At 65.5% G+C, this 19,320-nt stretch carries 22 protein-coding genes and 3 pseudogenes; 14 read left to right on the forward strand and 11 right to left on the reverse strand.

Features of this window, described 5'->3' with window-relative positions:
• From GSQ76_RS12865 to hisB, 8 genes are read right to left on the reverse strand one after another with little or no spacing between them, the layout of a single operon-like run.
• Positions 1-1,608 (reverse strand): carboxyl transferase domain-containing protein, encoded by a 1,608-nt coding sequence (locus tag GSQ76_RS12865; protein ID WP_158744314.1) that lies wholly within the window; start codon positions 1,606-1,608, stop codon positions 1-3.
• A complete protein-coding gene (locus GSQ76_RS12870; RefSeq protein WP_158744315.1) occupies positions 1,608-2,777 on the reverse strand; it encodes an isovaleryl-CoA dehydrogenase in 1,170 nt (389 codons plus the stop codon). The genes GSQ76_RS12865 and GSQ76_RS12870 overlap by 1 nt, the downstream gene beginning before the upstream one ends.
• A gap of 39 nt (positions 2,778-2,816) precedes the next feature.
• Complete coding sequence (gene hisA / locus GSQ76_RS12875; protein ID WP_174247339.1) at positions 2,817-3,551, reverse strand: 1-(5-phosphoribosyl)-5-[(5-phosphoribosylamino)methylideneamino]imidazole-4-carboxamide isomerase; 735 nt, start codon at positions 3,549-3,551, stop codon at positions 2,817-2,819.
• Complete coding sequence (locus GSQ76_RS12880) at positions 3,548-4,732, reverse strand: alpha/beta fold hydrolase (RefSeq protein ID WP_158744316.1); 1,185 nt, start codon at positions 4,730-4,732, stop codon at positions 3,548-3,550. The genes hisA and GSQ76_RS12880 overlap by 4 nt, the downstream gene beginning before the upstream one ends.
• A 29-nt stretch (positions 4,733-4,761) precedes the next feature.
• Positions 4,762-5,313 (reverse strand): GNAT family N-acetyltransferase, encoded by a 552-nt coding sequence (locus GSQ76_RS12885; RefSeq protein ID WP_158744317.1) that lies wholly within the window; start codon positions 5,311-5,313, stop codon positions 4,762-4,764.
• Positions 5,310-5,945 carry an imidazole glycerol phosphate synthase subunit HisH gene (gene hisH, locus GSQ76_RS12890; RefSeq protein WP_158744403.1) on the reverse strand — a complete coding sequence of 212 codons (636 nt, stop codon included), beginning with the start codon at positions 5,943-5,945 and terminating at the stop codon, positions 5,310-5,312. The genes GSQ76_RS12885 and hisH overlap by 4 nt, the downstream gene beginning before the upstream one ends.
• Positions 5,945-6,304, reverse strand: coding sequence for a DUF2628 domain-containing protein (locus GSQ76_RS12895; protein WP_158744318.1), 360 nt, complete (start codon positions 6,302-6,304; stop codon positions 5,945-5,947). Before GSQ76_RS12895 ends, hisH begins: the two co-directional genes overlap by 1 nt.
• Positions 6,301-6,891: an imidazoleglycerol-phosphate dehydratase HisB gene (gene hisB, locus GSQ76_RS12900; protein ID WP_158744319.1), complete on the reverse strand. Its 591-nt coding sequence runs from the start codon at positions 6,889-6,891 to the stop codon at positions 6,301-6,303. Before hisB ends, GSQ76_RS12895 begins: the two co-directional genes overlap by 4 nt.
• Before the next feature lie 113 nt (positions 6,892-7,004).
• On the opposite strand from hisB, the gene GSQ76_RS12905 reads away from it, so the two are divergent.
• The 14 genes and pseudogenes from GSQ76_RS12905 to GSQ76_RS32655 all read left to right on the forward strand — a co-directional run.
• A complete protein-coding gene (locus tag GSQ76_RS12905) occupies positions 7,005-7,529 on the forward strand; it encodes an SHOCT domain-containing protein (RefSeq protein ID WP_158744320.1) in 525 nt (174 codons plus the stop codon).
• Positions 7,530-7,574: 45 nt separating this feature from the next.
• Positions 7,575-8,473, forward strand: a pseudogene (locus tag GSQ76_RS12910) (ABC transporter permease).
• 6 nt (positions 8,474-8,479) lie between these two features.
• The gene (locus tag GSQ76_RS12915) at positions 8,480-9,307 is read left to right on the forward strand and encodes an ABC transporter ATP-binding protein (RefSeq protein WP_158744321.1); all 828 of its coding nucleotides are present in this window, start codon (positions 8,480-8,482) and stop codon (positions 9,305-9,307) included.
• Complete coding sequence (locus tag GSQ76_RS12920) at positions 9,308-10,042, forward strand: ABC transporter ATP-binding protein (protein ID WP_158744322.1); 735 nt, start codon at positions 9,308-9,310, stop codon at positions 10,040-10,042.
• A gap of 128 nt (positions 10,043-10,170) precedes the next feature.
• Positions 10,171-11,196 (forward strand): aspartate-semialdehyde dehydrogenase, encoded by a 1,026-nt coding sequence (locus tag GSQ76_RS12925; RefSeq protein ID WP_158744323.1) that lies wholly within the window; start codon positions 10,171-10,173, stop codon positions 11,194-11,196.
• A 1-nt stretch (position 11,197) separates the two neighbouring features.
• Positions 11,198-11,518: a multidrug efflux SMR transporter gene (locus GSQ76_RS12930; RefSeq protein WP_158744324.1), complete on the forward strand. Its 321-nt coding sequence runs from the start codon at positions 11,198-11,200 to the stop codon at positions 11,516-11,518.
• Positions 11,519-11,643: 125 nt separating this feature from the next.
• Positions 11,644-12,075, forward strand: coding sequence for a succinate dehydrogenase, cytochrome b556 subunit (gene sdhC / locus GSQ76_RS12935; RefSeq protein WP_158744325.1), 432 nt, complete (start codon positions 11,644-11,646; stop codon positions 12,073-12,075).
• Positions 12,075-12,494 carry a succinate dehydrogenase, hydrophobic membrane anchor protein gene (gene sdhD / locus GSQ76_RS12940; RefSeq protein ID WP_254070386.1) on the forward strand — a complete coding sequence of 140 codons (420 nt, stop codon included), beginning with the start codon at positions 12,075-12,077 and terminating at the stop codon, positions 12,492-12,494. Before sdhC ends, sdhD begins: the two co-directional genes overlap by 1 nt.
• Before the next feature lie 24 nt (positions 12,495-12,518).
• Complete coding sequence (sdhA, locus tag GSQ76_RS12945; protein WP_158744326.1) at positions 12,519-14,330, forward strand: succinate dehydrogenase flavoprotein subunit; 1,812 nt, start codon at positions 12,519-12,521, stop codon at positions 14,328-14,330.
• 72 nt (positions 14,331-14,402) lie between these two features.
• Positions 14,403-15,185 carry a succinate dehydrogenase iron-sulfur subunit gene (locus GSQ76_RS12950; protein ID WP_158744327.1) on the forward strand — a complete coding sequence of 261 codons (783 nt, stop codon included), beginning with the start codon at positions 14,403-14,405 and terminating at the stop codon, positions 15,183-15,185.
• A 71-nt stretch (positions 15,186-15,256) separates the two neighbouring features.
• The gene (locus GSQ76_RS12955) at positions 15,257-15,916 is read left to right on the forward strand and encodes a tyrosine-protein phosphatase (protein WP_158744328.1); all 660 of its coding nucleotides are present in this window, start codon (positions 15,257-15,259) and stop codon (positions 15,914-15,916) included.
• Between the two features lie 20 nt (positions 15,917-15,936).
• Positions 15,937-16,575: a hypothetical protein gene (locus tag GSQ76_RS12960; RefSeq protein ID WP_158744329.1), complete on the forward strand. Its 639-nt coding sequence runs from the start codon at positions 15,937-15,939 to the stop codon at positions 16,573-16,575.
• Positions 16,576-16,631: 56 nt separating this feature from the next.
• Positions 16,632-17,153 (forward strand): annotated as a pseudogene (locus tag GSQ76_RS32650) (DUF1186 domain-containing protein); the annotation flags it as partial.
• A 168-nt stretch (positions 17,154-17,321) separates the two neighbouring features.
• Positions 17,322-17,426 (forward strand): annotated as a pseudogene (locus GSQ76_RS32655) (SEC-C metal-binding domain-containing protein); the annotation flags it as partial.
• Between the two features lie 17 nt (positions 17,427-17,443).
• Here GSQ76_RS32655 and GSQ76_RS12970 read toward each other — a convergent pair.
• The 3 genes from GSQ76_RS12970 to GSQ76_RS12980 all read right to left on the reverse strand — a co-directional run bounded on the left by GSQ76_RS12970 (position 17,444) and on the right by GSQ76_RS12980 (position 19,315).
• Entirely contained in the window at positions 17,444-18,352 is a 909-nt protein-coding gene (locus GSQ76_RS12970; RefSeq protein WP_158744331.1) for a GGDEF domain-containing protein, read from the reverse strand.
• 83 nt (positions 18,353-18,435) lie between these two features.
• Positions 18,436-18,825, reverse strand: coding sequence for a histidine triad nucleotide-binding protein (locus GSQ76_RS12975; RefSeq protein ID WP_158744332.1), 390 nt, complete (start codon positions 18,823-18,825; stop codon positions 18,436-18,438).
• 16 nt (positions 18,826-18,841) lie between these two features.
• Positions 18,842-19,315: a phosphoribosyl-ATP diphosphatase gene (locus GSQ76_RS12980; protein WP_158744333.1), complete on the reverse strand. Its 474-nt coding sequence runs from the start codon at positions 19,313-19,315 to the stop codon at positions 18,842-18,844.
• Positions 19,316-19,320: the final 5 nt, after the last annotated feature.

The raw sequence follows: 19,320 nt of genomic DNA on the forward strand, positions 1-19,320 counted from the left end.
TCACATCCGGAACAGGCCGAAGCGGGTTTGCGGAATCGGCGCGTTCAGGCTGGCGGACAGGCCCAGCGCCAGCACACGCCGCGTATCCGCTGGGTCGATGACGCCGTCATCCCACAGCCGCGCAGACGAGTAATAAGGATGGCCCTGCGTCTCGTATTGCGCACGGATCGGGGTCTTGAACGCCTCCTCCTCCTCCGCCGGCCAGGTGCCGCCCTTCGCCTCTATCCCATCGCGGCGAATGGTGGCGAGCACGGAGGCAGCCTGTTCGCCGCCCATCACGCCGATGCGGGCATTGGGCCACATCCAAAGGAAGCGCGGCGAGTAGGCGCGGCCGCACATGCCGTAATTGCCAGCGCCGAAACTGCCGCCGATGACAATGGTGAATTTCGGTACCGCGGCCGTGGCGACCGCCGTCACCATCTTGGCGCCGTCCTTGGCGATGCCGCCGGCCTCGTATTTCCGCCCGACCATGAACCCGGCGATGTTCTGCAAAAACACCAGCGGAATGCCGCGCTGGGCACAGAGTTCGATGAAATGCGCGCCTTTCTGGGCGGACTCGCTGAACAGGATGCCGTTATTGGCGACGATCCCGACCGGATAGCCCCACACATGGGCGAACCCGGTGACCAGCGTGGCGCCATATAGCCGCTTGAACTCGTCGAACTCGCTGCCATCCACCAGCCGGGCAATCACTTCGCGCACATCGAACGGGCGACGCGTGTCGGTGGGAACGATGGAGTGCAATTCCGCCGGGTCGTAGCGCGGGGGAACCGGTTCGCGCAGGGCAAGGCTCGGCTGCTTCACCGTGTTCAGGCTGGCGACGATGCGGCGGGCGATGCCCAGCGCATGCGCATCGTTCTCGGCCATGTGGTCCGTCACGCCGGAGATGCGGCTGTGCACCTCGGCGCCGCCCAGATCCTCGGCCGTCACGACTTCCCCGGTCGCCGCCTTCACCAGCGGGGGGCCGGCCAGGAAGATGGTGCCCTGGTTGCGCACGATGATACTCTCGTCCGACATGGCAGGCACGTAGGCGCCGCCTGCGGTGCACGAGCCCATGACGACTGCGATCTGCGCAATCCCCTGCGACGACATGGTCGCCTGGTTGAAGAAGATGCGGCCGAAATGGTCGCGGTCGGGAAACACCTCGTCCTGGTTCGGGAGATTGGCACCGCCGCTATCCACCAGGTAGACGCAGGGCAAGCGGTTTTGCAGCGCGATCTCCTGCGCGCGCAGATGCTTCTTCACCGTCAGCGGGTAATAGGATCCGCCTTTCACCGTCGCATCGTTGGCGACGATCATGCATTCGCGTCCCACGATGCGCCCAATGCCGGTGATGATGCCGGCGGACGGAACTTCGCCGCCATACAGCCCGTGTGCGGCGAGTTGGCCGATCTCCAGGAATGCCGATGCCGGGTCGATCAGCGCGCGGATGCGGTCGCGGGGCAGCAATTTGCCGCGGGACAGATGGCGCTTGCGCGACACCTCTCCGCCACCCTCCCGCACCGTCGCCGCAACCCGACGTAGATCCGCGACCAATTCGGCCATGGCGGCAGCGTTGGTGTGCGCCTCGGGCGAGCGGAGGTCGAAGGCGCTGTCCAGAACGGGCATCAGACCGTTTCCGCGAACAGCTCTCGTCCAATCAGCATACGGCGAATTTCGCTGGTGCCGGCGCCGATTTCGTACAGTTTGGCGTCGCGCAGCAGGCGTCCGGTGGGATAATCGTTGATGTAGCCGTTACCCCCCAGCGTCTGGATCGCCTCCAGCGCCATCCAGGTCGCCTTCTCCGCCGCATAGAGAATGGCGCCGGCCGCATCCTTGCGGGTGGTCTGCCCGCGGTCGCAAGCCTTCGCCACCGCATACACGTAGGCACGGCTGGCGTTCATTGTCGTGTACATGTCGGCCAGCTTACCCTGCATGAGCTGGAACTCGCCGATCGCCTGACCGAACTGCTTGCGCTCGTGCACGTAGGGCAGCACTACGTCCATGCAGGCCTGCATGATGCCGATCGGGCCAGCCGCCAGCACCGCACGTTCGTAATCCAGCCCGCTCATCAAGACGTTCACACCGCGGCCGAGCGTACCGAGCACGTTCTCCTCCGGCACCTCACATTCCTCGAACACCAACTCGCAGGTGTTGGAGCCGCGCATCCCCAGCTTGTTCAGCTTCTGCGCGGTGGTGAAGCCGGCGAAGCCCTTTTCAATCAGGAACGCGGTGATGCCACGGGCGCCGGCCGCCGGGTCGGTTTTCGCATACACCACCAGCGTGTCGGCGTTCGGGCCATTGGTGATCCACATCTTGGTGCCGTTCAGCACCCAGCGCTCGCCCCGCTTCTCCGCACGCAGCTTCATGCTCACCACGTCCGACCCGGCACCGGGCTCGCTCATCGCCAGGGCGCCGACATGCTCGCCGGAAATCAGCTTCGGCAGATAGCGCGCCTTCTGCTCCGCATTGCCGTTACGGGCGATCTGGTTGACGCAGAGGTTGCTATGGGCGCCGTAGGACAACCCGACGGAGGCCGAGGCCCGGCTGATCTCCTCCATGGCGACACAATGTTCCAGATAGCCCATGGCCGCGCCGCCATATTCCTCCGGCGCCGTGATGCCCAGCACGCCGAGGTCGCCAAACTTGCGCCAGAGGTCGGCGGGAAACTCGTTTTCCGTGTCGATGGCGGCAGCGCGGGGCGCGATCTCGTCGGCCGAGAAACTCGCAACCTGGTCGCGCAAGGCGTCGACGGTCTCGCCGAGGTCAAAATCCAGGCCGCGGAAGCTGTTCAGCATATTTTTGTCTCCCTCCCTGTAGCCGTAGCGTAATTCTGACTAGCCGTCCAACAAGGTCAGTGCTTCTGTCGGATCGACCCGCCCGTCATAGAGCGCCCGCCCGACGATGACGCCCTCGATATTGGCATGGTTCAGGGCCGACAAAGCGCGCAGATCGTCCAGGCTGCCCACGCCGCCGCTGGCGATGACGGGGATGGCGCTAGCGGTCGCGAGGTCTGCAGTCTGTTGCAGGTTCAGTCCGCCCAGCATGCCGTCGCGGCCAATGTCGGTGTAGATGATCGCCGCCACCCCGGCATCGGCAAAGCGTGCGGCGAGGTCGGCGGCGGACAGGGTAGAGGTTTCGGCCCAGCCATCCGTGGCCACGAACCCGTCCCGCGCGTCGATACCCACGGCAACGCGACTGGGATAGGCTCGACATGCCTCCCGCACCAGCGCCGGGTCACGCACGGCGGCGCTCCCCAGGATCACTCGGCGCACCCCGGCGCTCAGCCACCGCTCCACGCCCGCCATGTCACGGATGCCGCCGCCCAATTGCACCGGCACGGTGGCCGCCTCCAGGATGGCCGAAACGGCGGTGGCATTCACCGCGGCGCCCGCAAAGGCGCCATTCAGGTCGACCACGTGCAGCCAGCGGCATCCGGCGTCCTGCCAGGCACACGCCTGGGCCGCCGGGTCGTCGGAATAAACCGTCGCCTGGTCCATGTCGCCACGGCGCAAGCGAACGCAGGCGCCATCCTTCAGGTCGATCGCCGGGTAGAGGGTAAGTGACGTCACGCCTTGTGCATCTCGGCCAGCATCTCCTCCACCATGTGGAAGGCGGTGTTGGCGGCGGGAACGCCGGCATAGATGGCGGATTGGATCAGCACCTCGCGCACCTCCTCCTCCGTCAGGCCCTTCTGTTCCAGGGCGGAGCGGGTGTGCAGGCGGAATTCCTCCCACCGGCCGAGCGCGATGGTGATGGACAGCACGATGATGCGCCGGGTCCGATGGTCCAGCCCGGGGCGGCCCCATACCTCGCTCCAGGCGAAGCGGGTGATGAATTGCTGGAATTCCCATGCAAAGCCACCCTGCTTGGCGAGCGCCTTGTCCACCCAGGCGTCGCCCAACACGGCGCGGCGGTTGCCGATCCCGCGCTCGAAGATCGCCAGGCGCCCCGCCTCCAGCGCGTCGTCCGACCCGGCGGCGAAGAAATCGGCCAGCGCTGCGGCCAGGGCATCCGGGCGCTCCAGGGGGGAGATGTGGCCAGTTGGGAGGCTGACCAACTGCGCGCCAGGAATAGCAGCGGCGATCGGCTCACCGCCGGTTGCGGGCGGCGTTGCCTGGTCCAGCGAGCCAACGACGACCAGCGTTGGCAGGGTGATAGCGGGAAGCCCGTCCTTCACGGCCAAGCCAGCGATCGCCATGCAGCAGCCAATATAGCCCTGTGGCTCCTGCGCTTCGGACGTCGCGCGGGCAGTGGATAGGTAGGCCGGCTTGGCCGCCAACACGGACGCAGGAAACCAGCGGGTCATGATGGCGTCGGTCATCGACGCCATGCCATTGGCGCGGACAGACGCCGCGCGGTCCAGCCAGAATTGCGGGACCACCTCAGCGGTGCTGTTGCAGATGGCAATACCGGTCAGACGCTCCGGCGTGGCGATGGCCATCTGCATGACGGTCATCCCGCCCATGGACAGCCCGGCCACCACGGCCTTCGCTGCCCCGGCGGCATCCAGTACTGCGACCGCATCGGCCGCCAACTCGGCAATGGTGTAGTCACCCGGCGGCACGTCGGATGCACCATGGCCCCGCGCATCCATCCGCAGCAGGCGAAACCGCCCAGACAGGGCGCGCACTACGCCATCCCAGACCGCGTGGTCGGTGCCGACCCCATGCAGCAGCAGCAGCGCCGGGCGATCGGGGTGGCCATCGGCCCGCCAATACAGCCGCACGCCGTCCCGGGTGACGAAGGGCATCAGGTCGCTCCCACCAATTGGTTGCCGCGTTACCGGCCGTCGCGCAGCCGCTTGCAGTAATATAAGCCGCGGATGATCTTACCGCCCACCCGGGCATAGGCCGGATGCTCGCCCCATCGCTGATAGCCGGAACCTTCGTACAGCTTTATCGCGGCGTCCTGCGTTTCGCGGACGTCGAGGTTCAGCATCTGGTAGCCGAGCGCCCTGGCCGCGTCTTCCACCCGGCGGGTAATCATCCGCGCCAGCCCGTGGCCGCGGGCGTAGGGCGCCACGAAGCTGTGCATCAACTGGGCGGCGAAGGCCTGTGCCTCGTTGTTGCGGGGCGGGCGCACCAATTGCGCGCTGCCGACGATGATGCCGTCCAGCCGGCCGACGAAAAGCTGCCGCTCCGGCACCAACAGCAGGCCGCGGAAGTAGCTCTCCAGCGCCGTCCGGCCCGGCGGTTCCACCCAGCCGAACCCACCGCCCTCGATGATGGCAGCGTCGGCGGCCTCACATAGAGCGTGCAGATCGTCATCGCGCAAGGATTCAGCCAGTTCCACCGCCAGGGTCGGGGCGAGGCCCGCTTGCAGTTCGCTCATGGGTTCCAGCGCAGGAAATTGCCGAGGATGCGCAGGCCGACAGTCTGGCTCTTCTCGACGTGAAACTGGGTGCCGGCTCGATTGCCGGTCGCGACCATCGCCGGCACCGGGCCGCCATAGTCCGTCGTCGCCAAAACGTCCCGGGCGCGCGCGCCGGTCAGCGCGTAGCTGTGCACGAAGTAGACGTCGTCGCCGGGCGTCAACCCCTCCAGCAAGGGGTGGCTGCCGGGCACGAAGTCCAACGCGTTCCAGCCCATTTGGGGCAAACGCAGATTGGCGGCCGGCATTTCCGCCACGTCGCCAGCAATCCAGCCGAAGCCGGCGGTAATTTTGTGCTCCAGCCCGCGTTCGGCCATCAATTGCATGCCGACGCAGATGCCCAGGAACGGCCGGCCCGCGGCGACGGAGGCGTCGATCGCGTCGCGCATACCGGGTACCGCGGCCAGGCCGGCGGCGCAATCGGCGAACGCGCCCTGCCCTGGCAGCACGACGCGATCCGCCGCCGCGACAATGGCCGGGTCATTCGTCACAGTCACCTCGGCGTCCATCCCGGCATCATCCGCCGCTCGCGATAAAGCACGTGCGGCGGAGGTCAGGTTGCCGCTGCCGTAATCCACCACTGCGACACGCATCACACCGCAAGCCCCATCAGGTCGGTGCGGTAGGACAACAGGCAGTAGAGCGCCTCGTCATTGTTCCGGGCGGCAACGACGTGGCTGAGTTGGTAGCGCATCAGCCCCAGATGGGCCCGGCGCAGGTCGTGTCCAAGCAGGCCAAGCAACACCATGGTCCCGATGAACAGAACCGGCCGAAGCTCGGGCGGTACCACGGTGCAGACCAGCACCAGCACGGCCAATGCGATCAGGGCCGCGATCCAGGCGCCGCGCAGCAGCAGCCAGATCGGGCCGAAGAACAACGCGCCCCAGGCAAACGCCTCCGGCACCAGGATCGGCATCTTTCGCTGGTGCAGATGGACCGTAAAGGTCTTCACAACGCCCCCTTGGTGGAGGGAATCGCATCGGTGGCGCGCGCATCCATCTCTGATGCCATGCGCAGTGCCCGGGCTAGCGCCTTGAAGCAGCCCTCGGCAATGTGGTGCGCGTTGCGGCCGGCCTTTGCGGTGACGTGCAGCGTTATCAGCGCGTTATGCGCGAAAGCGCGGAAAAATTCCTCGAACAGCTCGGTGTCCATGGTGCCGATCGTCGGCACGTTGAACGCCACGGACCAGACCAGCAGCGGGCGGCCAGAAATGTCGATTGCAGCCTCGATCAGCGCCTCGTCCATCGGCACCACGGCGTGGCCGTAGCGGCGGATGCCGCGCTTGTCGCCAATCGCGCGGGCGAAGGCCTGGCCCAGCACGATGCCGATATCCTCCACCGTGTGGTGGTCGTCGATATGCAGGTCGCCGCTCGCCTGCACCTGCAGGTCGAACAGGGCGTGGCGGGCCAGCGCGGTCAACATATGGTCCAGGAACCCGACGCCAGTGGCGACCTCGGACCGGCCGCTGCCGTCCAGGTCCAACGCAAGCTGGATATCGGTTTCGGAGGTAGTGCGGGAGAGTTCGACGGACCGGGACATGCGGGGGTGGATAGCGCAATCCGATCCGCTTGTCCTGCCCCGGCGAACGAAGCGGTAAAACCAAAGCGCGGTCGCTGCGTCTGTCCCATAGAATATAAAGTGGAGCCATCGACATGGCGGACGACATCACGACGACCCTGGCCCATAAGCACGGCATCAGCGTGGATGCGGTGGTGGCGCTGAAGGACGCGCTGCAGCGCGGCGGCGGGCGACAGGCCCAGTTCAGCCACCGCGACCTTGGCGGCATGGGGCAATGGTCGGCCGGCGGCATGACGCAGGTCGGCGACATGTTCAACAATGCGTTGCGCGACAAGGTGAATGCGCTGTGCACCGAACTGGCACGCGGCGTCGCCAACGAACCCACCCCCGCGCCAAAGCAACAGACACCCGATTCGAATCATTGGTGGCCCGGCGACTTGGGCCGCGCCTCCGCAACCGGGGCGCAAAACGGCATGCGCTATGCCTGTTTCCCCGACACGCATCGCGTTGCGATCAAGCAGGAAGGGCGCGTCACCGTCTATGACAGCGGCGATCACCGCATCAGCGGTGTGTCGCAGCAGCAAAGTGGCACGCAGGATCTGTCGTTCAGTAGCCAAAATGGGACCGTCCGCGCCGCGGATATGCCAGTGGTAGGCTAAAACCCCTTCCCTTTCCCGGCCGGGGCTGGAAAGGGTGATCTGACGATGCCCAACACACGCACATGGCTACTGACGGACTCCCCCGCCTCCCGCTCGCAGGCGGCGTGGGGGCGGCGGTATCGGGCTTGGTTGCTGTTTCGCAGCAATGGCATGGCGATGGCTGGGCTGGTCGTGGCATTGCTATTGGTGCGATGACCCTCGCGGCGCCGCTGATCGCGCCCTATAATCCGGCCACGCAGGATCTGGCGCACCGGCTTGCCGTGCCCAGCCATGCACATTGGCTCGGCACGGACGAGTTGGGCCGGGACATCGCCTCCCGAATCGCCTATGGCGGGCGGATCACGCTTGGGATGGTGGTGGCAGTCGTGGTGCTCGTAGCGCCGCTGGGCTTGGCGGTGGGCTGCGTCGCCGGGTATGCGGGCGGCATGTGGGACCGGGTGCTGATGCGGGTGACCGACATCTTCCTCGCTTTCCCCCGATTGATCCTGGCGCTGGCGTTCGTCGCGGCCCTGAAACCCGGCATCCTGTCCGCCGTGGCCGCCATCGCGCTGACGGCGTGGCCACCCTATGCTCGTCTGGCCCGGGCAGAGACGATGGGCTTCCGCAACACCGACTTCATCGCCGCGGCCCGGCTGACCGGTGCATCCGGCGCGCGGATCGTGCTGCGACACGTGGCGCCGCTTTGTGTGCCCAGCCTGGTCGTGCGAATGACGCTGGATATGAGCGCCATCATTCTGACTGCGGCCGCGCTTGGCTTCCTCGGCATGGGGGCGCAACCGCCCTCGCCAGAATGGGGGTCTATGGTGGCGACAGGGCGGCGGTTCATCCTGGACCAATGGTGGGTGCCGACCGCGCCGGGCGCGGCGATCTTCCTGGCATCTTTGGCCTTCAATCTGCTTGGGGATGGGCTGCGCGACGTGCTCGACCCCAAGCAGGGCGGCTGACCCGGCATGTTGGTCGACATCGCCAATCTGCACGTGGCCTTTCCCACCCCGTCCGGTCCGGCAATGGCCGTGCGCGGCGTGTCGCTGCGTCTGGGGCAGGAGAAATTGGGTATCGTGGGCGAAAGCGGCTCCGGCAAGTCGCTGACGGCGCGGGCGGTGCTGAAGCTGCTGCCGGGCCAGGCCAGCGTCACCGCCGATCGGCTGAGTTTCGACGGGATCGACGTATTGACCGCATCCGAATCCACCATGCGCAAGATCCGCGGCAGGCGCGCCGGGCTGGTGCTGCAGGACCCAAAATACTCGTTGAACCCCATCATGACCGCGGGCGACCAGGTGGCGGAGGCATGGCGCGCCCATAAGGGTGGCAGTCGCAAGCAGGCCCGGGCAGCCGCGGTCGATCTGCTGGCGCAGGTGTTGATCCGCAACCCAGCCGATGTCGCCAACCAGTATCCGCACGAATTGTCCGGCGGGATGGGACAGCGGGTGATGATCGCCATCATGCTGGCACCCGACCCGGAATTGCTGATCGCCGACGAACCCACGAGCGCGCTGGATGCCACGGTGCAGGCCGAGATCCTGCGGCTGATCGACGACTTGGTCGCCCGGCGCGGCATGGGCCTGTTGCTGATCAGCCACGACCTGCCCCTGGTCGGCCATTTCTGCGACCGGGTTGCGGTGATGTACGCTGGCCGCATCGTGGAAGAAGTAGGCGCCGGCGAATTGGCACGCGCCCGGCATCCCTACACCCAGGGCCTGCTGCGCTGCATGCCGTCCCTCGCGCACCCGCAGGCCACGCTGCCGACGCTGGTGCGCGACCCAAGCTGGGCTGCCTGAGTGATCCAGGTTGACGGGCTGCGCATTCGCATCGGCCAGACCGAGATCGTCCACGGCGTGAGCTTCGCTGTGGCACAAGGCGCGGCGTTCGGGCTGGTGGGGGAAAGCGGGTCCGGTAAATCCACCATCTTGCGCGCATTAGCCGGGCTGAACCCGGACTGGACGGGGCGCATGGCCATCGACGGCACACCCATGACCCGGCGCCGCGACCGCGCCGTGCTGCGCCGGGTGCAGATGGTGTTCCAAGACCCATACGGCTCCCTGCACCCGCGGCAGACGGTGGATCGCGCGCTGTCCGAGCCGCTGACTGTGCACGGGATTGGCGACCACGACACCCGCATCCTGCGTGGTTTGGACGAGGTTGCGCTGCCGAAGACGGTGCGCTTCCGCTACCCGCATCAGCTCTCCGGCGGACAGCGCCAGCGCGTCGCCATCGCGCGGGCGCTGATGACCTCACCCGAGGTCTTGCTGCTGAACGAGCCAACAAGTGCCTTGGACGTGTCGGTACAGGCGGAGGTATTGAACCTGTTGACGGCGCTGCAGCGGGGGCGAGGGCTGACCACGGTGTTGGTGAGCCACAACCTCGCAGTGGTCGCCCATCTCTGCCCCAACATCGGCGTCATGCAGGGTGGCGAATTGGTGGAGATGGTGTCGGCGGCGGATCTGCGCCTGGGAGATATCCATCATCCGCACACAATCGCGCTGAGAGCACTGAGCGTATCGTTACCGGGGTGAACGATCGAGCTTTGTTGCCTGCTGACTGAGCCTTGACAGATAGCCGGGTTGCCGTCGTGAGACTTGTATCCCCGAGGGGCGGACGCTACGTGCCAGCCCTGCGGCTTCTCGTAGAAGGATACAGCGTCATGGCGTTCAGGGTTGCGGTCGTCGGTGCCACCGGCGCGGTGGGTCGCGAGATCCTGAAGATCCTGGCAGAGCGGAACTTCCCCGTTTCCGAAGTCGCCGCGTTGGCCTCGGGCCGGTCCGTTGGGCAGGACGTGTCGTTCGGCGACAAGAAGGTGCTGAAGATCCAGGCGCTGGACCGGTTTGACTTCACCGGCTGGCATATCGGCCTGTTCAGCCCCGGCGCCGCCGTCTCCGCCATCCATGCCCCACGGGCTGCGGCGGCCGGCTGCATCGTCATCGACAATACCAGCCATTTCCGCATGGAGCCGGACGTGCCGCTGGTGGTGCCGGAGGTCAATCCGGAGGCGTTGAGCAAGATCCGCCGCGGGATCATCGCCAACCCCAACTGCTCCACCATCCAGATGGTCGTGGCGCTGAAGCCGCTGCACGACAAATACCGCATCCGCCGCGTGCAGGTGTCGACCTACCAATCCGTCTCCGGCGCCGGCAAGGACGGGATGGACGAGTTGTGGAGCCAGAGCCGGGCGATGTACGTGAACGACCCGGTGACGCCACAGGAATTCACCAAGCAGATCGCCTTCAACGTGATCCCCCATATCGACAAGTTCATGGATGACGGGTCCACCAAGGAAGAGTGGAAGATGGTGGTCGAAACCCGGAAGATCCTGGACCCCGACATCAAGGTGCATGCGACTTGCGTGCGCGTCCCGGTGTTCGTGGGTCACGCCGAGGCGATCAATATCGAGTGCGAGAACCCCATCACCCCCGCCGAGGCCCGCGCCATCCTGCGCGAGACGCCGGGCATCCATGTGCTGGATACGCGGGAGGACGCGGGGTATGCGACTCCGCTGGATTGCGCCGGGGAGGACGAGGTCTATGTCAGCCGCATTCGCCGCGACCCGACTGTGCCGAATGGCCTGTCGTTCTGGTGCGTAGCGGATAATCTGCGCAAGGGTGCCGCGCTGAACGCGGTGCAGATCGCGGAGGTACTGGTCGCCCGTAAGCTGCTGGCCCAGGCGGCCTAGCATGTCGCCAGCCTGGCTGTGGCTCGCCACGGCCGGGGTGTTCGAGGTCGTTTGGGTGGTGCTGCTGAAGCAGGCCGATGGCTTCACCCGCCTCGGCTGGAGCGTAGCGACGGTGGCGGCGATGGCGTGCAGCTTCGGCGCCATGTCGCAATCCCTGCGGGTGTTGCCGATGGGCACCGTCTACGCGGTATGGACTGGTATCGGTGCAGCCGGTGGCCTTGTCTGGGGCATCGCTGTTGAAGGCGAGCCCGCCGGGCTGCTGCGCATCGCCTGCGTCGCTCTCATCCTCGCAGGCGTCGCGGGCCTCAAACTGGGATCGTGACTGTCTAGTCAAGCAGGCCACATGTGTGATCGCAACATTGCGCTCGCGTTGACCCTCCCCACCTCCAGCAGTAAGCACATTTGTGCATTGCGGCGCGACCCGGCGCCGCGCCTCCGGAGCTAGGAATGACGGACGTCCGCGACGCTTTGATGATTGGAACCCGGACGGACGGAACGACCGTCCAGCGACCGCTTTCCCCCCATCTGCAGGTCTACAAGCCGCAGATCACCTCCGTATTGTCCATCATGAACCGGTTATGCGGCATCGCCACCTCGGTCGGCACGCTGCTGATGGTGTGGTGGCTGGTCGCCTCGGCCGGTTCGCCGCACGCCTACGCCTCGATGCAATCGTTCATGGGCTCCTGGGGGATCGTACTGCTGTTCGGCTGGACGGTCGCGCTGGTTTACCATTTCGTCGCCGGGCTGCGGCATCTTGCATGGGACGCCGGCTATGGCTTCGAACTGCCGCAGGTTTATGCCAGCGGTATTGCAACGCTGGTCGCCACGGGCGCGATCACGCTGCTGATCTGGATTATCGGCCTGGTGGTGTATCTCTGATGTCGAACGCAAGCACAGGCGGCGCCGCTCCCAAGGTCACGATCATGCGCTCCCAACTCAGCCGCGCGCGTGGCATGGGGGCTGCGGGATCCGGCGTGCATCACTGGAAGGTCGAGCGGATTACCGCCATCGCCCTGGTGCCGCTCACCACCTGGTTCATCTACGCCGTGCTGCACCTGCTGGGCGCTCCCCAGGCCGGGGTGCATCGCTTCGTGCACAATCCATGGAATGCGGTTCTGCTGCTGGCGATCGTCACCATGACATTCCACCACATGCAGCTTGGGTTGCAGGTTGTGCTCGAGGACTATGTGAGCAACCACAAATGGCAGATGGCCTCGCTGCTGCTGAACAAGGCCGTTGCGCTCATCCTCGGCCTACTCTGTGTCGTCTCCATCCTCCGCATGGCCTTTACGGCCTGACCCTCTGATCGGACGAACCGAACGATGAACGCGATCTCGAAGCCTTCGAACGGCGCCTATAACATCATCGACCACACGTATGACGTGGTCGTGGTCGGCGCCGGCGGCGCCGGACTGCGGGCGACGCTGGGCATGGGTGCGGCCGGGCTGAAGACGGCTTGCATCACCAAGGTATTCCCCACTCGCTCTCACACCGTGGCGGCGCAGGGTGGCATCGGCGCCTCGTTGGGCAATATGGGCGAGGACGATTGGCGCTGGCACATGTATGACACCGTCAAGGGGTCGGACTGGCTGGGTGACCAGGACAGCATCGAATATATGTGCCGCGAGGCGGTGCCTGCGATCTACGAACTGGAGCATTTCGGCGTTCCGTTCTCCCGCACCGAGGACGGTCGGATTTATCAGCGCCCGTTCGGCGGCCACATGCAGGAATACGGCAAGACCCCGGCCAACCGCGCCTGTGCCGCGGCGGACCGCACTGGCCATGCCATCCTGCACACGCTGTATCAGCAGTCGCTGAAGCACGAGGTCGAGTTTTTCGTCGAGTATTTTGCGCTCGACCTGATCATGGACGAGGAAGGCGCCTGCCGCGGCGTCATCGCCTGGTGCCTGGAGGATGGTAGCATCCATCGCTTCCGTGCGCAGAGCACGGTGCTCGCGACGGGTGGCTACGGCCGCGCCTACCTATCCTGCACCTCCGCCCACACCTGCACGGGCGATGGCGGCGGCATGGTGATGCGCGCCGGGCTGCCGGTGCAGGATATGGAATTCGTGCAGTTCCACCCGACGGGCATCTTCCCCGCCGGCTGCCTGATCACCGAGGGCGTGCGCGGCGAAGGCGGCTACCTGACCAATGGCAACGGCGAGCGCTTCATGGAGCGGTATGCGCCGACGGCAAAGGACCTGGCCAGCCGGGACGTTGTCAGCCGCTCCATGACCATCGAGATCAACGAGGGTCGCGGCGTGGGTCCGAACAAGGACCACATCCACCTGCACATCGAGCATCTTGGCGCCGAATTGCTGAACGAGCGTCTGCCCGGCATTTCGGAGACGGCGAAAGTGTTCGCCGGCGTGGACGTGACGAAGGACCCGATCCCCGTGCTGCCGACCGTGCACTACAACATGGGCGGCATCCCCACGAACTACCGCACCGAAGTGCTGCGCCCGACCGCTGCCGATCCGGACGCGATCGTGCCCGGCCTGATGGCAGTCGGTGAGGCCGCCTGCGTGTCGGTGCATGGCGCAAACCGTCTCGGCACCAACTCGCTGCTGGATTTGGTGGTGTTCGGCCGCGCCGCTGCCCACCGCGCCGCGGAGATCCTGAAGCCCGGCGCCAGCCAGGCCCCGCTGCCCGCAAAGGCCGGGGAGATGGGGTTGGATCGCTTGGACAAGAAGCGCCACAATCAGGGCACGACCCGGACCGGTGATGTGCGCGAGCAGATGCAGCGCGCGATGCAGGCCCATGCCGCGGTGTTCCGCACCAGCAAAAGCCTGACTGAGGGCGTGTCGAAGATGAAGGCCATCTACGACGGCAAGGAGACGATCGGCGTCACCGATCGCTCGATGATCTGGAATAGCGACCTGGCCGAGGCACTGGAACTGGACAACCTGCTGAGCAGCGCCATGACGACCATGGTCGGCGCCGAAGCCCGGCACGAAAGCCGCGGCGCCCACGCACATGACGATTTCCCGGACCGCGACGATGGCGAATGGATGAAGCACACCGTCGCCCATATCGACGACAAGGGTGCGGTCGATCTGAGCTACCGCCCCGTGCGCATGCAGACGCTGACCAACGAGGTGAGCGTCTTCCCGCCGAAGAAGCGGGTCTACTAAGTACCATTGCAAGATCGAGGGTCTCGGCCAGGGTCCCAGCGGCCCTGACCGCTGTGTACGAAAGAGTATAGAATGGTCGAATTCACGCTTCCAAAGAACAGCAAGGTCACGCCGGGTCACACCTGGAAGGCCGCGGCTGGCGCCAAGAACATCCGCGAGTTTAAGATCTACCGCTGGAACCCGGATGATGGCGCCAATCCGCGGCTGGATACTTACCAGGTCGACCTGGATGCCATTGGGCCGATGGTTCTGGATGCGCTGATCCACATCAAGAACGACATCGACCCGACGCTGACCTTCCGCCGGTCCTGCCGCGAAGGGATTTGCGGGTCCTGCGCAATGAACATCGATGGCGGCAACACGCTGGCCTGCCTGCAGCCGATCGAGGACGTGAAGGGCGACGTTAAGATCTACCCTCTGCCGCACATGGCGGTGGTGAAGGACCTGGTGCCCGATCTGTCGATGGCTTACGCGCAGCTCCGCTCGGTCGAGCCGTGGCTGAAGTCCGACACGCCGCCACCGCCGGATGGAGAGCGCCGCCAAAGCGTGCAGGAGCGGCATAAGCTGGACGGCATGTGGGAGTGCATTCTGTGCTTCTGCTGCACCACGTCCTGCCCGTCCTATTGGTGGAACGGCGACCGTTATCTTGGCCCAGCCACGCTGCTGGCGGCTTATCGCTGGATCGCCGACAGCCGCGACGAATACACCGGGCAGCGGCTGGATGCGCTGGAAGATCCATTCAAGCTGTATGCCTGCCGCACGATCATGAACTGCACCAAGACCTGCCCGAAGGGTCTGAATCCAGCCAAGGCAATCGGCGAGATCAAGCAGATGCTGGTCGAACGGGCTGGCTGATCGGCTGGGCGATTCACACCCATCTCCCGCTGGGGGTTGTATGAGGATCGCCCGCCCCTCTATTTCTCTGCATGGCCTTTTCCGGCGACATAACCCGAAACCGCACGGCTGCTTGGCGCGACTCACTCCTGGTCGACCACGCTGTCTTTCGCGTTTTATGGGACAATTTGGCGGAGGTGGTGCCGGGTAAACTCTACCGGTCCAACCATCCGACGCCTGCCCGGTTGGCCGCGGCGAAGCGGCAGTATGGGCTGCACACGTTGATCAATCTGCGCGGTCACCGCAAATGCGGTTCGGATGCGTTGTCGCGCCAGGCCTCGGCCGACCTCGGGCTCAACCATATCGACATGGCGTTCGAGAGCCGGGGCGCGCCGCATCGCGACCGGATCCTGCGCTTTGCCGAAATCTACGGTACATTGGACGCCCCGGCGCTGATGCACTGCAAATCGGGCGCCGACCGCGCCGGCCTCGCTTCCGGCCTGGCGGTGATGTTTGAGGGTGGCAGCAGCCGGGATGCACTGGCCCAGTTGTCGTGGCGGTTCGGACATTGGAGCAGGTCGCGCACCGGCATTCTGGACGCGTTCTTCGTTCATTACGCGACCGTGGCCGAGGGCCGGGTTCCCTTCCTGCATTGGGTCGAGCATGAGTATGACGAGGTGGCGCTGCGGCGGAATTTCGTGGCGGGGGGCCTGTCATCGTTCATCGTGGACCGGGTGCTGGTTCGCGAATAGCCGCCTGGTAGAGTGACGCCATGTCCGCCTGCGCATTTTGCGGCACTCCCGTTCCGCCGCCCTTCCGCGCGCCGGCCCCCGAGGGTTCGCCAGATCTGGATGGCCGCCCGGGGGAGCCGACCCGCTCCACCCTTCGACGCTGGCTGCAAATCTGCCCCGGCTGTGGCGTGTGCGCCCCGGATCTTGCCGCCCTGCCCGCGACCATGCGGGAGATTGTGCCGATCGACGGCGATGCAGCGTCCCCCTTTGAGCGTTGGGCGCAGATCGTCGCCGGCACTCCAGAGGAGCCGGAGGCGCTGCTGCAGGCCGCCTGGCTGGTAGAGGATGACGGCGGGGATGGCGCGACATTACGACGCCGTGCACTCGCGGTATGGCGCAAGCCCGCGGATGCCGAGGGCCTGATCCGCCTAGCGGATGTGCAACGTCGGGCCGGGTTGCTGCGGGAGGCAGCGGCGACGCTGTCAACGCTACCACCTGGCATCGACGACGGCGCCATCCGCATTGCCGCATTCGAGCGTGCCCGCATTTCACTCGGCGACACCGGTCGCCATTTGCTGAGCAGCGCGCTGCGGCCGCCAGCGCGCACACCCCATGTCTCGCATGGAAAGGCCCAGACCGGCGGGTTCTGGAGCCGTCTCTTCGGTGGATCGAAACCATGAACTGGGATGACGCGATCACTGCCTTCGGCACGTCGGAGGAATTGCCGGTCGAGGCGATGCAGTGGGTGCTGGACGAGTGGGCCACAACGGGCCCGCAATGCCGCAGCCTCGTTGCGGCCTATGTCGATGGCATCGATTTGTCGGAACGGACGGAGCAGTCGCTCTACGTCGTGACGCATCTGCTGGCGGAACAGCAGGATACCGCCAGCTTCGGCGCCCTATGCCGCTTGGCTGCGGACCGGGAGCGTTGCGACTCGACCCTAGGCGAAGATGGCGTCACGGCGACGATGCCAGCAATCCTGATCAGCACGTTCGATGGCGACCCGGCGCCCCTGCACCGCCTGGCCGAAACGGAAGAGGCCGATGCGGTCATGCGTGGGGAGGCGCTGTTCGTGCTGGCCTATCTCACCCGCACGCGCCAGATCCCCGAGGCCGCGACCTACGAATACCTGGCTGGCCTGCCTGCCAGGTTGCAGCCGCAGGCGCGGGATTTCGTCTGGTTCGCCTGGGCCAGCGCGATCGCCCTGTTGGGTTTTGCCGGGCAATCGGCGCGCGTGGAGCAGGTTTTCCACAACGGATGGATCGATCCGGACTTGCTGAACCCGGCGTTGTTCTGGGATGATTTACGAGGCGCCCAGGCTGACCCGCATGGCATGAATGCCGCTGGGTGGGACGGACTGGGACCGATCGGTAGCGCGATCGAGTGGCTGCAATCTGCCTCCGACGCAGCTGAAGAGATCGAACCTGCCCCTATGGAGCCGATCCGAAACCTTCTCCGCAGCGTTGGTCGAAACGATCCCTGCCCCTGCGGCAGTGGCAAGAAATACAAGAAGTGCTGCCTGGCCGCGTGATGCGACCAGGTCCGTCGTTACGAGATGAGGAAGGCGGCGCGAGCGACTTCCACCTCGCACATCGCCTCCCGCAGGAGCGCATCGGCCTTCGCATAACGGTCAGAGCAGGCGAAGGACACGGTGACCGATACCCGGCCCGTCTCCGCCAGGCTATGTTCCAGGTCCAACCCGGCAACTGCCAGCCGAATCCGCTCCGCCACCGCCGCAGCGCCGCGTAGATCCGTGGATGGCAGCACGACTCCCAGCATCGCGCCCTCCAGACGGCCAGCGGAGTCGCCGGGGCGGCATAACGCTCCCTCGACCGCCGTGGCAATCTCGCGCAGCGCCAGGTCGCCAGCGTCGCGACCATAGGTTTCATTGTAGCCACCAAGATCGTCGAAGCCGATCACGAGGACCGCCGACACAGTCTCCTCACGATGGCCCCGGCGCAGCTCCCGCTCGATCGCGGCGATGAAATGGCCACGATTGGGCAGGCTCGTCACCGGGTCCAGCGTCGCACGGCGGCGCAGCAGGTCGTTGGCCTCCACCAACACCGCCTCTTCCTCCTTGCGCATGCTGATGTCGCGCAAGGACAGCACGGCGCCGACACCATCCGGCAGCAGTCGGGCGCAGGCCTCGATCCACACCCACTCCGTATCGACGGTGTAGAAGCGGAAAGCGGTGGGGACGCCGGGCTCACCCACCGCCAACTGCGTCAGCAGATCATCGAGAAGGTATCGATCGGCGTCGAGTACGAACTCCCGCAGATCGACGCCAACCAGGGTCGTTGCGGCCCGGCCCAAGACCCGCAGGCTGGCGGCAGAGACCTGACCGCAGAGGCCATCAGGGCGAACGTGGACCATGACGTCGGGACCGAACTCGACCATTTGCCGAAACGCATCTTGCGGTGCGGATTGATGAACGTAAGACGCGAATGCTGTGGACAAAATGTTCGGCTCCATGCTGGCCCAACCGGGCTAGCGTAGGATCCTTTAAAGAATAGAATGAAAAGTTATCGCGGTCTCATTATTTAGCCGACGCGTGGATTTACCATTCTACCGGACAGTGCCTCACCACCGAAGAGGTGGACGTGGAAGTGCGGAACTTCCTGCCCACCATGCGCGCCGATGTTGGCGACGGCACGATACCCGGGCTCTTCCAGGCCCAACTCCCGTGCGACGACACCAACGGCACGGAAGAACCCAACGATCTCCTCATTGGACGCGCTGGCGGAGAAATCGGCCAGCGACACGTATCTCCCGCGCGGAATCACCAAAACGTGAACCGGTGCTTGTGGAGCGATGTCGTGGAAAGCGAATGCCCACCCGTCCTCATACACGAGGCGAGAAGGTATCTCCCCACGCAGGATCTTCGCAAAGATGTTGGCGTCGTCATAGGGACCAAGTCCACTCACCGGCATGATGTTTGGCTCCGAATCAGGGGATCTTACGTGTCGCGAGTCCAAGCGAACGCGGCAGCGCACGCGCGGCCTTTTCCGCGATGCCGGACACGCCCTCCCGCCGTTCCAACTCTGCCCACACCGCGCCAGGCTTCACCCCGGATGCGACCCACAGCACGAGCAGATGGTAGAGCACGTCGGCACTTTCGGACACGACGAGTGCCGGATTACCGGCGACGGCCTCTATAAGGCACTCCACTGCCTCCTCACCGAATTTTTGCGCGACCTTCGCCGTGCCACGCGACAGTAGCCGGGCAGAGTGGCTGAGCGCCGGGTCGGCGTTGCGACGATCCAGGATGACGGCCCACAGCCGGTCCAGCACGACCGCGGACGTGTCCGGCGGTTCGGCGGATGCAACGGCTATCGGTGCGAATTTGACCTTACTTTTGGGCAGCGGCTTGACGGCCATCTTCTTGACGACGGCCTGTGCCTTCGCGGGTTTCTTCGCCATTGCGT

It is taken from the genome of Acidisphaera sp. L21, assembly GCF_009765685.1.
Classification (GTDB): domain Bacteria; phylum Pseudomonadota; class Alphaproteobacteria; order Acetobacterales; family Acetobacteraceae; genus LMUY01.